At 66.6% G+C, this 16,089-nt stretch carries 20 protein-coding genes; 6 read left to right on the forward strand and 14 right to left on the reverse strand.

Annotated features, from left to right (window positions below; all coding sequences use genetic code 11):
• Positions 1-6: 6 nt before the first annotated feature.
• Complete coding sequence (locus tag HMUK_RS03380) at positions 7-1,563, reverse strand: MATE family efflux transporter (RefSeq protein ID WP_015761686.1); 1,557 nt, start codon at positions 1,561-1,563, stop codon at positions 7-9.
• Between the two features lie 154 nt (positions 1,564-1,717).
• Positions 1,718-2,176 (reverse strand): HTH-type transcriptional regulator Lrp, encoded by a 459-nt coding sequence (gene lrp / locus HMUK_RS03385; protein ID WP_015761687.1) that lies wholly within the window; start codon positions 2,174-2,176, stop codon positions 1,718-1,720.
• A 126-nt stretch (positions 2,177-2,302) separates the two neighbouring features.
• Between lrp and glnA the strand changes: the two genes are divergently transcribed.
• On the forward strand, positions 2,303-3,652 hold the full coding sequence (glnA, locus tag HMUK_RS03390; RefSeq protein ID WP_015761688.1) for a type I glutamate--ammonia ligase: 1,350 nt from the start codon (positions 2,303-2,305) through the stop codon (positions 3,650-3,652).
• Positions 3,653-3,706: 54 nt separating this feature from the next.
• On the opposite strand, the gene HMUK_RS03395 is transcribed toward glnA, so the two are convergent.
• Together HMUK_RS03395 and HMUK_RS18115 are read right to left on the reverse strand one after the other, a co-directional pair.
• Positions 3,707-4,606 carry a phosphatase PAP2 family protein gene (locus HMUK_RS03395; RefSeq protein ID WP_015761689.1) on the reverse strand — a complete coding sequence of 300 codons (900 nt, stop codon included), beginning with the start codon at positions 4,604-4,606 and terminating at the stop codon, positions 3,707-3,709.
• A 2-nt stretch (positions 4,607-4,608) separates the two neighbouring features.
• A complete protein-coding gene (locus HMUK_RS18115) occupies positions 4,609-5,184 on the reverse strand; it encodes a hypothetical protein (protein ID WP_015761690.1) in 576 nt (191 codons plus the stop codon).
• A 27-nt stretch (positions 5,185-5,211) separates the two neighbouring features.
• Between HMUK_RS18115 and HMUK_RS03405 the strand changes: the two genes are divergently transcribed.
• Positions 5,212-5,607: a hypothetical protein gene (locus HMUK_RS03405; RefSeq protein ID WP_015761691.1), complete on the forward strand. Its 396-nt coding sequence runs from the start codon at positions 5,212-5,214 to the stop codon at positions 5,605-5,607.
• Here HMUK_RS03405 and HMUK_RS03410 read toward each other — a convergent pair.
• The gene (locus tag HMUK_RS03410; protein ID WP_015761692.1) at positions 5,604-6,713 is read right to left on the reverse strand and encodes a tRNA (guanine(26)-N(2))-dimethyltransferase; all 1,110 of its coding nucleotides are present in this window, start codon (positions 6,711-6,713) and stop codon (positions 5,604-5,606) included. The two genes, HMUK_RS03405 and HMUK_RS03410, sit on opposite strands and share 4 nt — an antisense overlap.
• 87 nt (positions 6,714-6,800) lie before the next feature.
• On the opposite strand from HMUK_RS03410, the gene HMUK_RS03415 reads away from it, so the two are divergent.
• Together HMUK_RS03415 and HMUK_RS03420 are read left to right on the forward strand one after the other, a co-directional pair.
• Complete coding sequence (locus HMUK_RS03415; RefSeq protein WP_015761693.1) at positions 6,801-7,148, forward strand: hypothetical protein; 348 nt, start codon at positions 6,801-6,803, stop codon at positions 7,146-7,148.
• Positions 7,149-7,207: 59 nt separating this feature from the next.
• The gene (locus HMUK_RS03420) at positions 7,208-9,064 is read left to right on the forward strand and encodes a histidine kinase N-terminal 7TM domain-containing protein (protein WP_015761694.1); all 1,857 of its coding nucleotides are present in this window, start codon (positions 7,208-7,210) and stop codon (positions 9,062-9,064) included.
• Positions 9,065-9,073: 9 nt separating this feature from the next.
• Here HMUK_RS03420 and hisH read toward each other — a convergent pair whose 3' ends face one another.
• From hisH to HMUK_RS03445, 6 genes are all read right to left on the reverse strand, one after another.
• Positions 9,074-9,775 (reverse strand): imidazole glycerol phosphate synthase subunit HisH, encoded by a 702-nt coding sequence (gene hisH / locus HMUK_RS03425; RefSeq protein WP_015761695.1) that lies wholly within the window; start codon positions 9,773-9,775, stop codon positions 9,074-9,076.
• 162 nt (positions 9,776-9,937) lie between these two features.
• Positions 9,938-10,525: a uracil-DNA glycosylase gene (locus tag HMUK_RS03430; RefSeq protein ID WP_015761696.1), complete on the reverse strand. Its 588-nt coding sequence runs from the start codon at positions 10,523-10,525 to the stop codon at positions 9,938-9,940.
• Positions 10,526-10,564: 39 nt separating this feature from the next.
• A complete protein-coding gene (locus HMUK_RS03435) occupies positions 10,565-11,008 on the reverse strand; it encodes a DUF3592 domain-containing protein (protein ID WP_015761697.1) in 444 nt (147 codons plus the stop codon).
• Between the two features lie 63 nt (positions 11,009-11,071).
• Complete coding sequence (locus HMUK_RS16605) at positions 11,072-11,221, reverse strand: 50S ribosomal protein L40e (protein ID WP_015761698.1); 150 nt, start codon at positions 11,219-11,221, stop codon at positions 11,072-11,074.
• Between the two features lie 74 nt (positions 11,222-11,295).
• The gene (locus HMUK_RS03440) at positions 11,296-11,667 is read right to left on the reverse strand and encodes a DUF7473 family protein (RefSeq protein WP_015761699.1); all 372 of its coding nucleotides are present in this window, start codon (positions 11,665-11,667) and stop codon (positions 11,296-11,298) included.
• Positions 11,668-11,745: 78 nt separating this feature from the next.
• Positions 11,746-12,306 (reverse strand): TATA-box-binding protein, encoded by a 561-nt coding sequence (locus HMUK_RS03445; RefSeq protein ID WP_015761700.1) that lies wholly within the window; start codon positions 12,304-12,306, stop codon positions 11,746-11,748.
• Between the two features lie 232 nt (positions 12,307-12,538).
• Between HMUK_RS03445 and HMUK_RS03450 the strand changes: the two genes are divergently transcribed.
• Positions 12,539-13,543 carry a methyltransferase domain-containing protein gene (locus HMUK_RS03450; RefSeq protein ID WP_015761701.1) on the forward strand — a complete coding sequence of 335 codons (1,005 nt, stop codon included), beginning with the start codon at positions 12,539-12,541 and terminating at the stop codon, positions 13,541-13,543.
• A 108-nt stretch (positions 13,544-13,651) separates the two neighbouring features.
• Here HMUK_RS03450 and HMUK_RS03455 read toward each other — a convergent pair whose 3' ends face one another.
• Together HMUK_RS03455 and HMUK_RS17005 are read right to left on the reverse strand one after the other, a co-directional pair.
• Positions 13,652-14,008 carry a hypothetical protein gene (locus HMUK_RS03455; protein WP_126967145.1) on the reverse strand — a complete coding sequence of 119 codons (357 nt, stop codon included), beginning with the start codon at positions 14,006-14,008 and terminating at the stop codon, positions 13,652-13,654.
• Positions 14,009-14,118: 110 nt separating this feature from the next.
• Positions 14,119-15,123, reverse strand: coding sequence for a hypothetical protein (locus HMUK_RS17005; protein WP_126967146.1), 1,005 nt, complete (start codon positions 15,121-15,123; stop codon positions 14,119-14,121).
• A 269-nt stretch (positions 15,124-15,392) separates the two neighbouring features.
• Between HMUK_RS17005 and HMUK_RS17010 the strand changes: the two genes are divergently transcribed.
• Positions 15,393-15,542, forward strand: coding sequence for a rubrerythrin-like domain-containing protein (locus HMUK_RS17010; RefSeq protein ID WP_015761704.1), 150 nt, complete (start codon positions 15,393-15,395; stop codon positions 15,540-15,542).
• Positions 15,543-15,551: 9 nt separating this feature from the next.
• On the opposite strand, the gene HMUK_RS03460 is transcribed toward HMUK_RS17010, so the two are convergent.
• Positions 15,552-16,088 carry a GTP-dependent dephospho-CoA kinase family protein gene (locus HMUK_RS03460; RefSeq protein WP_015761705.1) on the reverse strand — a complete coding sequence of 179 codons (537 nt, stop codon included), beginning with the start codon at positions 16,086-16,088 and terminating at the stop codon, positions 15,552-15,554.
• Position 16,089: the final 1 nt, after the last annotated feature.

The following is a 16,089-nucleotide window of genomic DNA, read 5'->3' on the forward strand; positions in this document are numbered from 1 at the left end:
CCGTCCCTAGTCGTCGGCCACGGCGGCGGTGGGCTCGTCGGTGAGGTCGGCCTCGCGCCAGGTGCCCCGCGAGAACCACGCCCACGCGAGGACGGCGGCCAGCACGTTCGAGACGGCGAAGCCGAGCCAGATCCCGCGAGAGCCGAGCGAGTACGCGAAGGCGTCGGCCACCGGCGTCCCCGCGAGGATGTCGGTCGCGAGCGTGCCGACTCCGGGCACCGAAAGCGAAACGGTCGAAACGTCGACGACGCGGGACGCGACCCACGACACCGGCAGGCGGATGAACCCGAGCATCAGGATCGCCAGCGCGGCGGCGGTGAGCGTCTTGCCCGAACCACGGAAGCCGCCGGAGTAGGCCCGGACGACGCCGATGAATCCGAAGGTCGGGGCGACCCAGCGGAGGAACTCCGCCCCGATGCGGACGACCTCCTGGTCGGGGCTGAACACGTTGACGATCGTCGGCGCGGTGAAGAAGACGACGACGCCGACCGCGGCGAGGATGAGGAAGGAGGCTTTCGCGGCGAAGTGGTTGGCGGTGTTGGCCCGGTCGGGCTTGTCCGCGCCGATGTTCTGGCCGGTCATCGTTTCGACGCCGCGGTCGACGGCGATGGCGGGCATGAAGATCAGCGAGAAGATCCGGGTGCCGACGCCGAAGGCGGCGACGACCGGCGTCGAGAACGTCCCGACGACGATCAGCATGAGGTTGACCGAGATCGAGCGGCCGGTCCCCTCGATGGAGGCGGGGACGCCGATGCGCAACAGCTTGCGGACGTAGGCGGGGTCGGGGACCATCTCGCCGGGGGAGATCTTGACGCCGCGGGCCCCCGAGAGCATGATGGCGAGGCCGACGGCCATCGCGACCCCACGCGAGAAGATCGTCGCGATCGCCGCGCCCTGCACGCCCAGTTCCGGGAAGGCGATCGTCCCGACCACCGGTGCCGACTCGACCAGCGTCCAGCCGAAGATGAGGAAGGGGTCGAGGACGACGTTCAGGACGACCGTCCCGAACATCACGAGCATCGGCGTCACGGTGTCGCCAGCGCCCCGCATCAGCGAGATGAACACGAGGAAGCCAAAGAGGAAAGCCAGTCCCAGCGCCATCACCTGCAGGTACGCCGTCGCGCCGGGCAGCACCGACTCCGAGGCCCCGACGAACCGCAGGAAGTCCTCGACGAAGAAGTAGCCGGTGACGCCGAAGAAGACCGACGCCAGCACGGCGAAGGTCACGGTCTGGGAAGCGGCGTACTGGGCCTTCTCGGGCTCGCCAGCGCCGGTGTACTGGGCCACGAGGACGCTGCCGGCCACGGAGATCCCCATGGCCAGCGAGATGAGGAAAAAGACCATCGGGAAGGCGAAGGAGATCGCCGCCAGCGCCTCGGTGCTGTACTGGCCGAGCCAGAAGGTATCGGCGAGGTTGTACGCGACCTGCAGGAGGTTCGTGATGATGATCGGCAAGGAGAGGAAAAAGAGCGGCGTCCCGATCGAGCCGCTGGTCAGCTCCAGCTCTTCCGGGCCCCGAAAGACCACGGAGAAGGCGCGTCGCAGTTCGTCGAGTAGCGTCACTCCCCGATCACCTCTCGTCTGGGTCGCGTCGCGGACCGCGATGGAGGGGCCGGTGGCTGGGCGGAAGCGCTCATTACCAGTGTTAACTGACTATTCAGTCAAGAATGTTTGGATATCGATTTCCCGGAGGCCGGGCCACGACGGCGACGGTCGATTACTCTTCGAGTTCGAGGTCGAACTGCTCGTGTTCGCTGGCGGCGTTGAGCACGACGCTGGTGTTGGACTCCTTGATCTCGGGGTCGGTCAGCAGCTCCTTGATCTGGGCGTTCATGCCGTCGGTGTCGGAGAACTTCCCGACGGCGATGATGTCGTAGTCGCCGGTAACCTCGTAGACCGAGATCATCTGTTTGTGCTCGCGCAGCGACTCCGTGACCTCCGGCAGCGAGGAGCCCTCGACCTTGAGCTGGACGATGGCGGTCACGTCGTAGCCCAGTTCGTCGTAGTCGACTTTCGGCGTGTACCCCTGGATGATCCCCTGTTCTTCCAGATCGGAGAGGTGGTTGGAGACGGTGGTGACCGAGACGTCGAGGTCCTCGGCGAGGCTCCGCAGGCTGGCTCGTCCGTCGCCCAGAAGTTCATTCACTAGCTTCCGGTCCAAATTTTCGTACGTCATTACATCGTGGAACGATCCCCAGGGATTAGAATTTTACGAATATACAATTCCATCCCGTAGGCCCGGAAGCTTTGCGCAAAGCAGCAGGATTTTAGTGATAGCAGTGTTCCTCTCGGGTGTCCAAAAATGACAAGCGAACTCTCGGCGGACGCACAAGACGTACTGGAAGAGATCGAAGAGAAGAACGTCGACTTCCTTCGTCTGCAGTTTACAGACATTCTGGGGACGATCAAGAACGTCTCCGTGCCGGCCGACCAGGCAGAGAAGGCCTTCACCGAGGGGATCTACTTCGACGGTTCCTCGATCAACGGCTTCGTCCGCATTCAGGAGTCGGACATGCGCCTGGACCCGGACCCGGAGACGTTCTCCGTGCTCCCGTGGCGCAACGACGGCGAGAGCGCCGCCGCGCGCCTCATCTGTGACGTCATCGACACCTCGACGGGCGAGCCCTTCGCCGGTGACCCGCGTGGCGTCCTCAAGCGCGCCATCCAGCGCGCCGAGGAGATGGGCTACACGGTCAACGCGGCTCCCGAGCCGGAGTTCTTCCTGTTCGAGGAAGACGAGGAGGGTCGCGCGACGACCAAGACCAACGACGCCGGTGGCTACTTCGACCTCGCGCCGAAGGACCTCGCCTCCGACGTGCGCCGTGACATCATCTTCGGCCTCGAAGAGATGGGCTTCGACATCGAGGCCTCCCACCACGAGGTCGCCCAGGGCCAGCACGAGATCAACTTCACTTACGACGACGCGCTGAGCACGGCCGACAACGTCGCCACCTTCCGCGCGGTCGTCCGCGCCATCGCGGCCGAACACGACCTGCACGCGACGTTCATGCCCAAGCCGATCCCGAAGATCAACGGCTCGGGGATGCACACGCACTTCTCGCTGTTCGAGGACGGCGAGAACGCGTTCCACGACGAGGACGACGAGTTCGACCTCTCGGAGACGGCAAAGCAGTTCACCGCCGGGATCCTCGAACACGCAGAGGCCATCGCCGCGGTGTCGAACCCGACCGTCAACTCCTACAAGCGACTGGTGCCGGGCTACGAGGCACCCGTCTACGTCGCCTGGTCCGACCGCAACCGCTCGGCACTGATCCGCAAGCCCGCGGCCCGCACGCCCGCAGCCAGCCGGATCGAGGCCCGCTTCCCCGACCCGTCCTGTAACCCGTATCTCGCCTTCGCGGCGCTCATCCACGCCGGACTGGACGGCATCGAGAAGGAACTGGACTGCGACGACCCCGTCCGCGAGAACATCTACGAGTTCGACGAGGCAAAGCGCGAGGAGTACGGCATCACCACGCTGCCGTCGAACCTCGGCGAGGCCGTCGACGCCCTCGAAGCGGACGAGGTCATTCAGGACGCGCTGGGCCAGCACGTCTACGAGAACTTCGTCGACGCCAAGACCCAGGAGTACGACGAGTTCCGCGTCGACGTCTCCGACTGGGAGCTCGACCGCTACCTCGAGAAGTTCTGAGGCCACGGAACCCAGTCGTCTCGCCGTCAGGAATAGGCCAGCGACGACCGCCGACTACGCGCTCTTTTTTGTGAGGCCGTGACCTGAAAGCGGTGCCGCCACGATGACGACGCCACCGACCAGTCCGCCCGCCAGCGCGAGCGGGACCGACGAGGCCAGCAGGCCGGTCACCGCGAGCGCCGGCCCCGCGACCGCCAGTCCGAGGAGCGTGGCGAGGACACCGCTGCGGCGGGTGTCCGAAAGCGCCAGGAGGCGATCGCCAGCGACCAGCCAGGCCGCCGTCCCGCCGACACACAGCCCGACGGTGGCGACCAGTTCCGGGTGGGGACCCACGATCGGGAGACCGACCACCGCCACTGCCGTCGCGAGGCCGAAGGCCCGCCGTGGCGTCCCCAGGACGCCAACTACGACGAGGAGATACGCGAGGCCCAGCCCCGCCCCGGCGAGCACGTCGACGAGGTAGTGGACACCGAGTGCGAGCCGAGAGAGGGAGACGAGCGCGACGAGACCGGCGGCGAGCGCGACGCGTCGCCGGAGGGGGCCGGCGCGGACGGCCCACGCGAGCCCGCCGAAGACGACAGTCGTCCCCAGCGCGTGGCCGCTGGGGAAGCCGAAGCCGTCGCCGGTCGCGAGCCACGCGTACACCCCCTCCAGAGCCGCCGGAACGAGAGCGGCCTGCGGAGCCACGCCCGCGTCCGGCGGCCGGGCCAGGCCGAACAGCGGCTTGAGCGTCGTGAGCAACGCGACAGTCCCGAACAGGAGCGCCACGACCGTCGCCGTCCGCTCGCGGTCGACGCCCGCGCCGATCCGGGGCGTGGACCGACCGAGCCAGTAGAGCAGCCCTACGACGACTGTGAGAAACCAGAGGTCACCGAGCTGGGTCACCAGGGCGAAGGGAACGGCCGCAGAACTGAGAGTCTCCCCGAGCCACTCGGTGACGCCGATCGCGCGCACGGTCAGCCCCGCAGCCGATCGAGCAGGCGTCGCGGGATACCCGCGGCACCGATCCCCAGACCGGCGACGATCATCACGACGTAGAGCCCGAGCGTCGAGAGCCAGACGACGACCATCGCCAGCACGGCCCACAGCCCCTGGTCCTGGAGGTAGTAGAACGCACCGAGCGTCATGGCGGTGCCGTACAGCAAGACGAGATACGGCCCCCAGCCGCGGGCGTGGCCCCGCCGGAGTTCGCGGCGAACGTACCGGCGGAGGTCGTCTTTGACCTCGTCGCGATGGAGCGTCCGGTCCTCGACGTCCTCTCGGAACGACTCCAGTTCGGCGCGCAGTTCGTCGAGTTCTTCCTGTGTCGGATTGTCCCGCCGTGCGGGTTCGTCGGGCGGGGGCGTCTCGCCGCCGCTACCAGCCGCCTGGCGCTCGCTCGACGGCGTGCTGTCGGCGTCGTCCCCGTCACCCGCGTCCGGTGGGGGCGTCTCCCCGTCCTCGGCTGTCATCGTTGGACCGATGTGAGCGGCGGCCTGTTGTAGCTGCCGGTCCAGATCCTCGCGGCCGCCGGTCCGGGAGGCGGAACCCATATTGTGGGGGCCCTCCTTCGGCCGGACATGCAACGCGTGTTCGACGAGCGAGCGATGGAGGCGACTGCGCTCTTGCTCGTCGCCAGCGTGCTCCTGATCGGAGCCAGCCTCGCCGGAATCGGCGGTGGCGTCCCGCTCGTGGCGGTGCTGGCGCTGATCGCCGTCACGCTCGCCGCGGGCAGAGAGCGCCTCCCCCGTCCCGGTCGGCGACTCGGGCAGGACCTCGACCGCTACGTTCGGGACCTCTGGGTCGCGCCGGCACTGGCAGCGGCCGCGAGCGCGTTCGTCTTCGGGGCGACGCCCGCGGAGATCCAGACGGTCGGCGGCCTGCTCGGGTTCGTCGGCATGGTCAACTACTTCCTCCGGCCGGTGTACCACGCCGGCTACTCCCTCGCCGGTCGGCTCGTCGAGACGCTCGCCTAGGACGAGTCGACCGTCGCGTCCCTGATCTCGGTCACGTCGGCGGCGGTCTTGAACGTCGTGCCGCCGTAGTGGGTCCGAGAGGACTCGTGTCCGGCCGCCCGCAACGCGTCGAGAAAGTCGTCCATCGCGGGCGCGCCGACGCCCCAGCGCTTGCACAGGCGGTGCTGGTCGTAGTGGGTCGGCGTCGGGAGTTCCGCGCCCAGCGTCGCCAGCAGCTCGGCCGCCCGGTCGGCCGTCCCCATGTCCTCGGTGAGGTGCTCCGTCACGGCCGCGGCGAAGTCGGGCTCGCAGGTCCCGCCCAGCCAGAGCGGGCCGGCAGTCTGGAGGTGCTGGCCGCAGTTCGGGCAGGCGTCGGGCGCGTCGGCGTGGAGCCCCGCCTCGTGGCTCCGGTAGAGACACTGTTGGCAGTGGTAGACGTGGCCGAGTTCGTCGACGGCGGCGTTGGCCACGGTCGCGCCGTGGTCCAGTTCGAGGTACGTCCGGGCGTAGTGCTTGGTCGCGTGGCTGAGGATCGGACGAGCGGCCACGTCGTAGCGGGCGGCGGTCCGGACCATCGCACCGAGCAGGATCCGCATCCCCATCTCGGCGTGGTACTCGGTGTTGCGCGGGATCGCGCTGTAGCTCCTGACGCCGCTCTCGAAGTGTGCGCCACACAGCGGCGCGGTGTCGGTCGCAGTCACGCAGACGAGGTCGCGGGTCCCCTGAAAGGCCGCGTCGGCGAAGGGGATCGGCGTCCCGAAGGGGTCGATGTCGACCACGTCCCAGGGGTCGCTGTGCATCGCCACGTTGGCGTCCTCGTGGCGGACGGTCCCCGAGAGACCGTTGCGTTCGAGGTTCCGTTCACAGAGGGCGACCGCGTCGGGATCGACATCGCACAGCGTCGCCTCCCAGCCGTCGGCGGCGGCCCGGACGCCGCGGACGCCACTGGCCGCCGTCGCGTCGAGGTAGCGCTCGGCGCGGGGCTCGCGCTCGCGGACGGCCCGCAGCGTGGCGATCGTCAGGTCGCGGTTCAGCTCCTGAACGGGGTTGAAAAAGACGTTCTCGCCCTTGCCGGCGTCGGCCTGCTCCGGTACCTCGACGGTGACCTGCCCCTCTGTGACGCGCATACCGCTACTGGAGGGCGGGGAGCGAAAAGCGCCACGCATCGCGCGCTCACCGACGGTGTTTTCACCCGTCTCACGCAAGTGGGGCCAATGAGCGCGGTCGAGGAGTGGGTGTCGATGCTCGAAGCCGCGGGAGCGTTGACCCCCGACGCCGTCGACCGCATCGTCTCGGTCCACGGCGACCGCGGCCAGCAGGCCATCGAAGCCGTCGGCGAGCAGCGTGTCAAGGAGTACCGAGACTTCACGGTCGTGGTGGGCCACGACGACGAGTACGTCGTCGAAGACGGCGGCTGTACCTGCGCGGACAGCGAGTACAACCTCGACGCCACGGATCCCGACGAACTGTGCTGGCACGCCATCGCGGTCCGGATCGCCCGGGCCATCGACGCCACCGACGAACACGACATGTGGTACTCCGACGTGCGCGATTTCCTCTGATACGGGCGGGTGTCGGACGACCAGCACCGGTAAGTGGCTCGCTACCCACCAGTCAGTAGATGATCGCCGGCAGCTGGATCGTCGTCGCGTCGCTGGCCTCGGGTGCCGGAACGCTGTTGCTGATCTGGCGGCTCTGGCGCTACCGCGAGAAGCCGGGCGCGACGTGGTTCCTGCTGTCACTGGTCTGCCAGGCGCTGTGGAGCGTGAGCTACGCCGTCTCGCTGCTGGTGTTCGACGAGACGATCCGGCTGGCCCTGGAGGTGCTCGGCTGGGCGTTGCTGGCCGGAATCGCGGTGTACTTTCTCGCGTTCGCGCTGGCCTACACCGGGCGCGACCACGTCGTCGAGACGCCGTGGTATCGGGCGCTGCTGACGCTGCCGGCCGTCGCCGTCGTCCTGCTGGGCACGAACCCGTGGCACGGGCTCGTCTGGGACGACTTCTCCGTCGTGGCGGTGGCGGGACTGGCGGGAACGGCCTACGAGCTGGAGCTGTGGGCAGTGGCGGTGGCCACCGGCGGCGTGCTGATCGCGCTACTGGGCAGTCTGGTGCTGTTCGACACCGTCGTCAGCTACGGGCGACTGTACCGCCGAGAGGCGATCGCCGTCGGCGTGAGCACGGTCCCGCCGCTGTCGGCGGTCGTCCTCTGGCTCTACGGCGTCGGCCCGGTCCCCGAGCTGAACTTCGCGACAGTGCTTTTCCTGCCCCACATCGCGCTCGACGCCTACGCGTTCGTCCGCAGCGACATGTTCGAGTTCCACCCGGCGACCCGACGGGAGGGCGAGCGTGCCGCCATCGAGGACCTCGGGAACCCCGTCGTCGTCGTCGACGAGCACGACCGGATCGTGACGCTCAACGCCGCTGCCGAGGCGGTCCTGAGCGTCGAGAAGGCGCGGGCACTGACCGAGCCACTGGCCGCGTTCCTGACCGACGAGACGTTTGCGGGCCCCGACACGACCGATCGCGTGACGATCGAGACGGGGAACCGCCGACGGACCTACAGCCTCGCGACGACCCCGCTGACCGGCAGCGGTGATCGGCTCGGCTCGACGATCGTCCTGCAGGACATCACCGAAGAGATCGAGCGCGAGCAGCGCCTGCAGGTGCTCAACCGCGTCGTCCGGCACAATCTCCGCAACGACATGACGGTCGTCCGCGGGTTCGCCGAGGCCGCGAACGAGGCGACCGACGACGCGGAGGTCTCGGAGCTGCTCGACACCGTCGAGGGGAAGGCCGACGACCTCGTCGATCTGGGCGAGAAGGCGCGCGCCATCGAAGGCATTCTCGGCGCGGATCGACGGGCGACCACCGTCGAGCTATCGGCGCTGCTGGCCGACGCCGTCGACGAGGTCGACGCCGACGTACCCATCGCGGTCGACGCCCCCGACACGGCCGTGACGATCGACGCCGACACGCTCCGGGTGCTGTGTGTCGCGCTCGTGGAGAACGCCGTGGAGCATGGCTCCACGAGCCCCGAGTCCGAAACTCCTCGGGACGCCGTGGAACACGGTCCCACGAGCCCTGACTCGCCTACTCCTCGGGACGCCGTGGAACACGGTCCCACGAGCCCTGACTCGCCTACTCGTCAGGACGCCGTGGAGCATGGCTCCACGAGCCAAGACGGTCGGTACCCCGATGGGACCGACGCGACCGCGCCCGTCCGGGTCACCGCAACGGCGCACGACGGCGGCATCGAGATCGCCGTCGCCGACGACGGGCCGGGAATCCCCGACCACGAACTCGACGTGCTGGCAGCCGGCGAGGAGACCGATCTGGAACACTCCACCGGACTGGGGCTGTGGCTCGCCTCGTGGGCGACCCGGCGGCTGGGCGGAGATCTCGACTTCGCGGTCGACGACGGCACGACCGCGCGGCTGTGGCTCCCGGTCGAAGAAGCCCGCGAGCAGTCGGCCGCCTAACGGCCCACCTCACTCCGCGCAGATGTCGACGAAGTTCCGCAGAATCCGGAGGCCCGTCTCCCCCGACTTTTCGGGGTGGAACTGGGTGCCAAAGACGTTGCCGGCCTCGTTGGCGACGATGCTGGCGAAGTCGGTGCCGTAGTCGGTCGTCGCGACGACGGCGGCATCGTCGTCCGGCGCGGCGTAGTACGAGTGTACGAAGTAAGCGTACTCGCCGTCGACGGACCCGCCCTTCGCGGGTCCGTCTGCTCGTGGCAGCTCCGATCCCACACTGTCGACGCCCTCGACGAGCGGGTGGTCGCGCTGGACGTCCAGCTCGTTCCAGCCCATGTGCGGGACGGTCTGGTCGCTCCGAAAGCGGACGTTCTTCCCGGGGATCAGGTCGAGCCCCTCGGCGTCGCCCTGGCCCTCGTGGTCCGCCTCCTCGCTCGTCGTCAGGAGCATCTGCATCCCGAGACAGATGCCAAAGAGCGGCGTCCCGGCCTCGGCTTCCTCGACCAGTGCCTCGCGGAACGGACCGGCGTTGTCCATCCCTTCGCTGAACGCGCCGACGCCCGGCAGAACGATGCCGTCGGCCGCGGCGAACTCGGCGGGGTCCTCCGAGAGGAGCACGTCCGCACCGGCCCGTTCGAGCCCGCGGGTGACACTCCGGAGGTTCCCCAGCCCGTAGTCGACGACGACCACCTCGGCGGCGGTCTGTTTCGTGGCCATACGTAGCCTTCGCGAGACGCTCCTAAGTCGCTTCCTGTTCCACCGAACGTTGCCCGCGATCACGAGACCCACCCTCCTTCGTTCTCCGCCGCCGCTCGCGGTTCCGTCCCTCACCGCTCGCGTTTCGAGGGCCACCCCTCACTTCGTTCGGGCTGCCCCTCGCTAGAAATCACCGAGCCGCCGTTGTCCACTGTCCTCGTCCGTGTAGTCGGCGGCCGTCGCGATGGCGTCGTCGAAGGTGTCTGCCTGACTCCGGTCGTACAGCGTCGCCGCCGGATGGACCGAGACCAGCAGTTCGCGGCGCTGGCCGCCGATCTCGGGGTCGAACACGTCGCCGGCCTCGCTCGTGACGGCCACGTCTCGTTCCAGCAGATGCTCGGCCGGCACCTTCCCCAGGGTCACGATCAGCTCCGGGTCGACCAGTTCGATCTCGCGTTCGAGATAGGGGCGGCAGTTGGCCAGCTCCGCCTGCCGGGGGTCGCGGTTGTCGGGCGGGCGACAGCGCACGCAGTTGGTGATGCGTACGTCGCCCCGATCGAGCCCCGCCTCGCGCAGGGCGTCGTCCAGTACGTCGCCGCTGCGACCGACGAACGGCTCGCCGTCGGCGTCTTCCTGCGCGCCGGGGGCCTCGCCGACGAACAGGAGGTCTGCCTCCGGCGGTCCGGTGCCGTCGACGATCCGAGATCGGGAGTCGACGAGGTCGCCACAGCGCTCACAGTCGGTCACCTGAAGCCCGTCCATCTGCTCCATACTCGACTCTGTGGCGGGACGGACAAAAGCGCTCGTCGTTCAGACGCCCGCCACACCGAGAGCGGCGGCGACGATGGCCACGAGAGAGCCGGCCACGGCTAGCACGAGCCAGGACCCGCCGCCCTCGGGCGGGACGAGGACCGCCCGCTCGGGGTCGGCGGCGTCGTAGTGGACCGTCACCTCGGCGTCCTCGTGGAACTCGCCGAGCAACACGGTGCCGCCGCGGCGCGAGAGCGGATCGGTGTTGGCTCGCACGCGGTCGTGTCGGTAAGTCACCCCGTCGACCACGTACTCGTAGCTGACCGCGGGCGTGTAGTCCCCGCGCCGGGCACTCGTCTCGGCGTCGAGGTCCGACTCGACGACCGTGCCGATCGCCGTCGCGTCGTAGGGGTCGCGTAGCGCACGTCGAGAGTACCGGACCAGTCCGTACCCGGCGACGGCGACTCCCGCGGTAAAGAGTAGCAACAACGGAACCGGTGTCATACGAGACTGTCGGTCGGGACGGCGGTATGACTACCGATCGGCAAAAACGGAGTGAAGAGCCGATCAGGCCGAGCGGGGTTCGCTGGCCTTCGGTCGGAGCTTCTTGTAGCCACACTTGCGGCACTTCTCTGTGCGGGCTGGGTTGCGAGCGTTACACCGCATGCAGATCTGCTTGTTGAGGAGTCGCTCGGACGCTTCTTCGAACTTAGCCATACGCGTCCATTCCCGTCGGCGCGGTTAAGCGTTTCCGAATCGGCTCGCGTGCGTCCCGACGACGGCCGCGCGTATCAGACCAGCCCGAAGATGTTGTTGAACGCGAACCCGAGCACTCCGGCGAAGGCAAAGTGGAGAGCAACGAGGGGCATCGCGGAGCGCCACTTGAGCCGGTAGACGTAGCTGATCGAGAACAGATCGGTCGCGAGCGTGGCGGCGATGGTCACCAGGACGAGCAGGCCAGTGCCGGTGTACTGCTGGAGGAGCAGGGAGACGACCGCCGGTGCGATCGCCGCGTAGGCAGCCCGCTGGCTCGGGACCTCGCCGATGAAGAACACGGCCGCCAGGTGGAGGGTCACGCCGTAGAACAGCCAGGTCACGAGCAGCGTCACGGCGATCGCTACCAGCCCGCCGCCAGCGATACCCGTCTGCAGGAGGCCGAACATAGCAGACGGTACGGCTGGCCCGCTAAAGGATGCATCGAAGGCGCGCCGGCCAGAGAGAAGACGAGAGGCGTCGTCGCGCTATTCCAGCAGGCCGAGGTCTTCGAGTCGGGAGACGATCTTGTCGACGGCCTCCTTGGCGTCGTCGGGCTCTTTCCCGCCCGTGATGACGAGTTTCCCCGAACCGAACAGCAGGGCGACCACGTCGGGGTCGTCGAGGCGGTAGACCAGCCCCGGGAACTGCTCGGGCTCGTACTCGATGTTCTCCAGCCCCAGCCCGATCGCGATCGCGTTGAGGTTCAGCGTCCGACCGAGGTCGGCCGACGTGACGATGTTCTGGACGACGATCTCCGGGTCGTCGTCGACCTGGATGTTCAGATCGCGGAGCTTGTCGAAGACGATGCGTAGACTCTGGTGGACGTCGTCGGTGCTTTTCGCACCGGTACAGACGATCTTACCCGATCGGAAGATCAGCGCTGCCGACTTGGGGTCCTGCGTCCGATAGACCAGCCCCGGGAACTGCTCGGGATCGTAGTCCGCCCCTTCCAGGTCCATCGCCACGCTCTGGAGGTCGAGTTCTTGCCCAATGCCAGTCGAGGCGACGACGTTTTCGATATTGATGGTTTCCTTGGGGTCAACCATGTCTCGACTTAAAACACGTATTTAAGACTTATAAAGGTTGATGGCATGGACTGACAGATCCCACACTGATACGGAACGTTGTCGTTGCGTACCGGTGAGCGTCTACCCGTCCTAACGCTCACCGGTACATCGCTACAACCGTCCGTATGGAGCGGTCACACGGCCGTCTCGTCGTCGCTTCGAAGGCGAACGGATCGGCACCCTGAAACCCCACTGGCCCCCACCGTCGGGCGTGTACGTCCTCGAACTCGCCGGCCAGGACGATCGCTTCGCAGCCAGGGAAGCGGCCAGCGCGGCGACCGACGTGAGCCTGCTCGCGCCCGGACTGGCGACCGCACGCGGGATCACCGACCGGGTGCGCACCCTCGCGTTCACGCGGCGGGCCAGCGAGCTGCTCGCCACCTGCGAGCCGACCGTCGACAGCGCCAGCGCGACCCTCGACGCCGCAAACGTCGACCGCGCCGGCAGCGTCGCCGTCCGCGCGGTCGACGTTCGGTCGACGACCGGGATCGACACCGAGCGCGCCGAGCGCGAACTCGGACAGCGACTGGTCGATCGGGGCTTCACGGTCGACCTCGACGATCCGGACCACGAACTCCGGGCGCTGTTCTCGGCGGGCCACCAGCAGGCCACCGACGCCAGCGAAGTCGCCGACGACGCCGACGGCGTCTGTGCGCTTGGCTGGCTGGCGGCCACCTCCCGCCGAGACTACGGCGAGCGCGCGCCGATGGACCGACCCTTCACCCAGCCCGGCAGCATGGACCCGATGGAGGCCCGCGCGATCGTCAACATCGCGGGCGCACGTCCCGGTCGCCGCGTCGTCGACCCGATGTGTGGCACCGGCGGCGTCCTCATCGAGGCCGGCCTGGCGGGGGCCGACGTGGTCGGGACCGACGCACAGGAAAAGATGGTCCGCGGCGCGCGCGAGAACCTCGACACGTTCCTCGACGACTTCGCCGTCGCCCGTGCCGACGCCACCGCTCTCCCGCTCCGGGACGACGCCGCCGACGCCGTCGTCTTCGACGCCCCCTACGGCCGCCAGTCGAAGATCGAAGGCGAACTGGACGCCGTCGTTTCGGGTGCGCTGGCGGAGGCCCGCCGGATCGCTCCGCGGGCGGTGGTCGTCGCCGACCGGTCGTGGGAAGCAGCCGCCGAGGAAGCCGGCTGGACGGTCGAGGACCGCTTCGAACGGCGGGTGCATCGCTCGCTCGTGCGCCACGTCCACGTGCTTGAGTAAGCGAGCAGCCCGACGATACGATCGGGCTGTTTGGGCCAACCGTCAACAGCGAGTCCCGCTTTCGGAACGTCCCCGCCAGCGCGAGCACCAATTTGTGGAACCGTCCGCTCAGTCACCTTGGAAGAGATTTACTAGAGTGGTCCCAGCCCACCACAGAGAAACGAGAGCGACCAGACCGCCAAACCAAGCAGGGATGTCGGTGCTGATGAACATAACGGCTCCTCCGGCGATCCCGATGGCGAAGATCCCCAGCTGAACGTACCGTATGTCGTTATTCGTGGTATCGACCGTCGCGAAGGCCAGGAAAACGAGCGTGACGACTACAGGGCCGATAACTGACGTGAAAACATCTCCCGTTGTCAGATACAGAACGATCGCGACTGCCGGGATAATCATCACTTCCTTCAGTTCTACTCGCTGAACGAGTCTTCCGATAGCAGATTTTACCATATCGATCGTTCTCACCCAACATAAATATCATTTTCGGGATAAATGCTATCTGTCATTTATTACTGATTCTCTTTTTTGTCCGGGGTATGAAAAATAATCCGGTCAGTGGTCGATAATGCTACCTGTCAGCAGCCGAACGCAGCTTCGCAAATAATTACTGGCGCCGCTGCACAGAGGGCCGCTCCTTGGACAGTGGTCACGTAGCGACAGAATACGCCACAGGCTGCTGCCAGTACTGGATAGGTCGACGTGAGCGGTAGACACCGAGTCGCACAACCGTAGAACCCAAGCTGGCCAACGCCAGCGCAGATCGCGGGAATGACCGCCTTGCAAGTTGTACAGCCAATTTCTCCGTGGATGCTCTGTGGGCTGACATGGTTGTGATCTCGGTAGCTCTCAACCACCTCGGGCGTGACGCTGGCTGGGAGGTCCGTACTCTGAGCACTTATTGTATCGACTGACGGAGCCTCGGGCAGTTGTCCGGTTCGTTGACTCTGGACGATTCCGTTACCCTCTTGATGGCTGAAAAACTCATATGCAACTCGGCTCTCCGAGTCGTCGTCGGGTCGCCCACTTTTGGATGAACGGCTGACACTCGTTGGATCATCGTGAAGGGTGACCGCACTGGCAGAGACTGGGACTCGACCGGTTCCGTCGCTGGACTGGACTGAGAGGCCCGAGTCGATCTCGGTGTCCGGTTCGTCAACCACCCCAGCGAAGAGAACACCGAGATCCTTCGGAGTGGTATTCTCCCATGAGGCGTCGGGTTCCTTCAGGAGTGAGACAGCTAGTGACGGATTAAGTGAGTTCATCCTTTTGTGCTGGCTCTCAATTTCGATCGACAGGGGGAGCACGTCTTCCACTGTCCGTCCCGTCTTTTCACTCACCGTCTGGCGGAGTTCGCTAAGCGCGTCAGAGTTCTTGATGACGGAGAGATCGTCGTGAGCCGCCGAACGAAGCTTAAATTTGGAGCCTGCGAATTCCTCACTAGCCTTGCCGGGCCCAGATGAGCCTCGGTCCGCTGTGGCGATACCGACACCACCGAACAGACTAGCACCGGCTGCAACTCCCCGAAGCATTTTCCGCCGATTCATGTCACTGCTAGCACCGATTTCATTGTCAAACGGCATGCGTTCATATGTTATACACCCGCTATTTAAAAATGTTGGTTCAAAATATTAAGTATAATTAATAATCTCTATCTGCTATTTATCATTATCTTATTCTGTACAGAATATATTTATACAAGTGCGTACGTGTTGGCCAAAAATTTCGTTGCAATGTCTGTTACTTGTCGTTCCTCTCCTGCTGCTTGTTTGTAGTTCGTCAACTCCCGGTTCAAACGGCGCAGGTGCGTCCGTCAAATCTTTGAATATTCGCGCGCTAGAGACCACCACACATGCCACTCTGGTCGACACCACACGACGACGGCGACCACGTCTACGAGTGTCGCCGCTGTGATCGGCGCGTCCACACGGAACACGCACCGCAGGAGTGTGAGGGGTGTGGCGGGGCGATGCGGGCCGTCCACGCGGCGAACGCGGAGTAGCGACGACGGTCAGGACAGCGCCGCCAGCAGCTCGTCGGCGGGCCCGTCCATCCGTCCGATGAGGTCCCGGCAGCGCTCGCGGGCGGCCGCGTCGGCGGTCACCAGCACCATCCCCTCGTCGGGCTGGCCGTAGACGACGCTCGCGCCTTCTGGAACGGCGAGCACCGCCGGCAGCGCCGCCAGATCCTCCTCGCCGTCGACCCGGATCAGCGTCGTCCCGTCCTCGCCGAGCCCCCGGCTGAGCGCGCCGATCAGGGGGCCGGTGATCGTCCCAGCCGGGTTGTCGACGGTCCAGCAGTGGTCGAACCCGCCGACGGCGTCTCGAACCTCCGGATCGACCGCGGCGCGCTTGGTGCGATCGTCGACGAGCGCGACGGCGGGCGTGTAGCCGGCCTCCAGCAGGTGGTAGGTGACGATGTCGCCGACGGCGACGACCGGCTCCGTGGCGTCGGCGAGCAGCGCGTCGGCGTCGGTGTAGATCGGGCCCAGCGGCTCTTTGAGTTCGTGGCGCAACGACGACGGGAGGTCGAGGCGGAGCGAAGACACG

Source organism: Halomicrobium mukohataei DSM 12286 (assembly GCF_000023965.1).
Lineage (GTDB): Archaea > Halobacteriota > Halobacteria > Halobacteriales > Haloarculaceae > Halomicrobium > Halomicrobium mukohataei.

Excerpts from the sequence above, each read along its gene's own strand:
- lrp (WP_015761687.1), bottom strand. The coding sequence starts at position 2,176 with ATGACGTACGAAAATTTGGACCGGAAGCTAGTGAATGAACTTCTGGGC.
- glnA (WP_015761688.1), top strand. The coding sequence starts at position 2,303 with ATGACAAGCGAACTCTCGGCGGACGCACAAGACGTACTGGAAGAGATC.
- HMUK_RS18115 (WP_015761690.1), bottom strand. The coding sequence starts at position 5,184 with ATGGGTTCCGCCTCCCGGACCGGCGGCCGCGAGGATCTGGACCGGCAG.
- HMUK_RS03405 (WP_015761691.1), top strand. The coding sequence starts at position 5,212 with ATGCAACGCGTGTTCGACGAGCGAGCGATGGAGGCGACTGCGCTCTTG.
- HMUK_RS03410 (WP_015761692.1), bottom strand. The coding sequence starts at position 6,713 with ATGCGCGTCACAGAGGGGCAGGTCACCGTCGAGGTACCGGAGCAGGCC.
- HMUK_RS03415 (WP_015761693.1), top strand. The coding sequence starts at position 6,801 with ATGAGCGCGGTCGAGGAGTGGGTGTCGATGCTCGAAGCCGCGGGAGCG.
- HMUK_RS03420 (WP_015761694.1), top strand. The coding sequence starts at position 7,208 with ATGATCGCCGGCAGCTGGATCGTCGTCGCGTCGCTGGCCTCGGGTGCC.
- hisH (WP_015761695.1), bottom strand. The coding sequence starts at position 9,775 with ATGGCCACGAAACAGACCGCCGCCGAGGTGGTCGTCGTCGACTACGGG.
- HMUK_RS03430 (WP_015761696.1), bottom strand. The coding sequence starts at position 10,525 with ATGGAGCAGATGGACGGGCTTCAGGTGACCGACTGTGAGCGCTGTGGC.
- HMUK_RS03435 (WP_015761697.1), bottom strand. The coding sequence starts at position 11,008 with ATGACACCGGTTCCGTTGTTGCTACTCTTTACCGCGGGAGTCGCCGTC.
- HMUK_RS16605 (WP_015761698.1), bottom strand. The coding sequence starts at position 11,221 with ATGGCTAAGTTCGAAGAAGCGTCCGAGCGACTCCTCAACAAGCAGATC.
- HMUK_RS03440 (WP_015761699.1), bottom strand. The coding sequence starts at position 11,667 with ATGTTCGGCCTCCTGCAGACGGGTATCGCTGGCGGCGGGCTGGTAGCG.
- HMUK_RS03445 (WP_015761700.1), bottom strand. The coding sequence starts at position 12,306 with ATGGTTGACCCCAAGGAAACCATCAATATCGAAAACGTCGTCGCCTCG.
- HMUK_RS17005 (WP_126967146.1), bottom strand. The coding sequence starts at position 15,123 with ATGCCGTTTGACAATGAAATCGGTGCTAGCAGTGACATGAATCGGCGG.
- HMUK_RS17010 (WP_015761704.1), top strand. The coding sequence starts at position 15,393 with ATGCCACTCTGGTCGACACCACACGACGACGGCGACCACGTCTACGAG.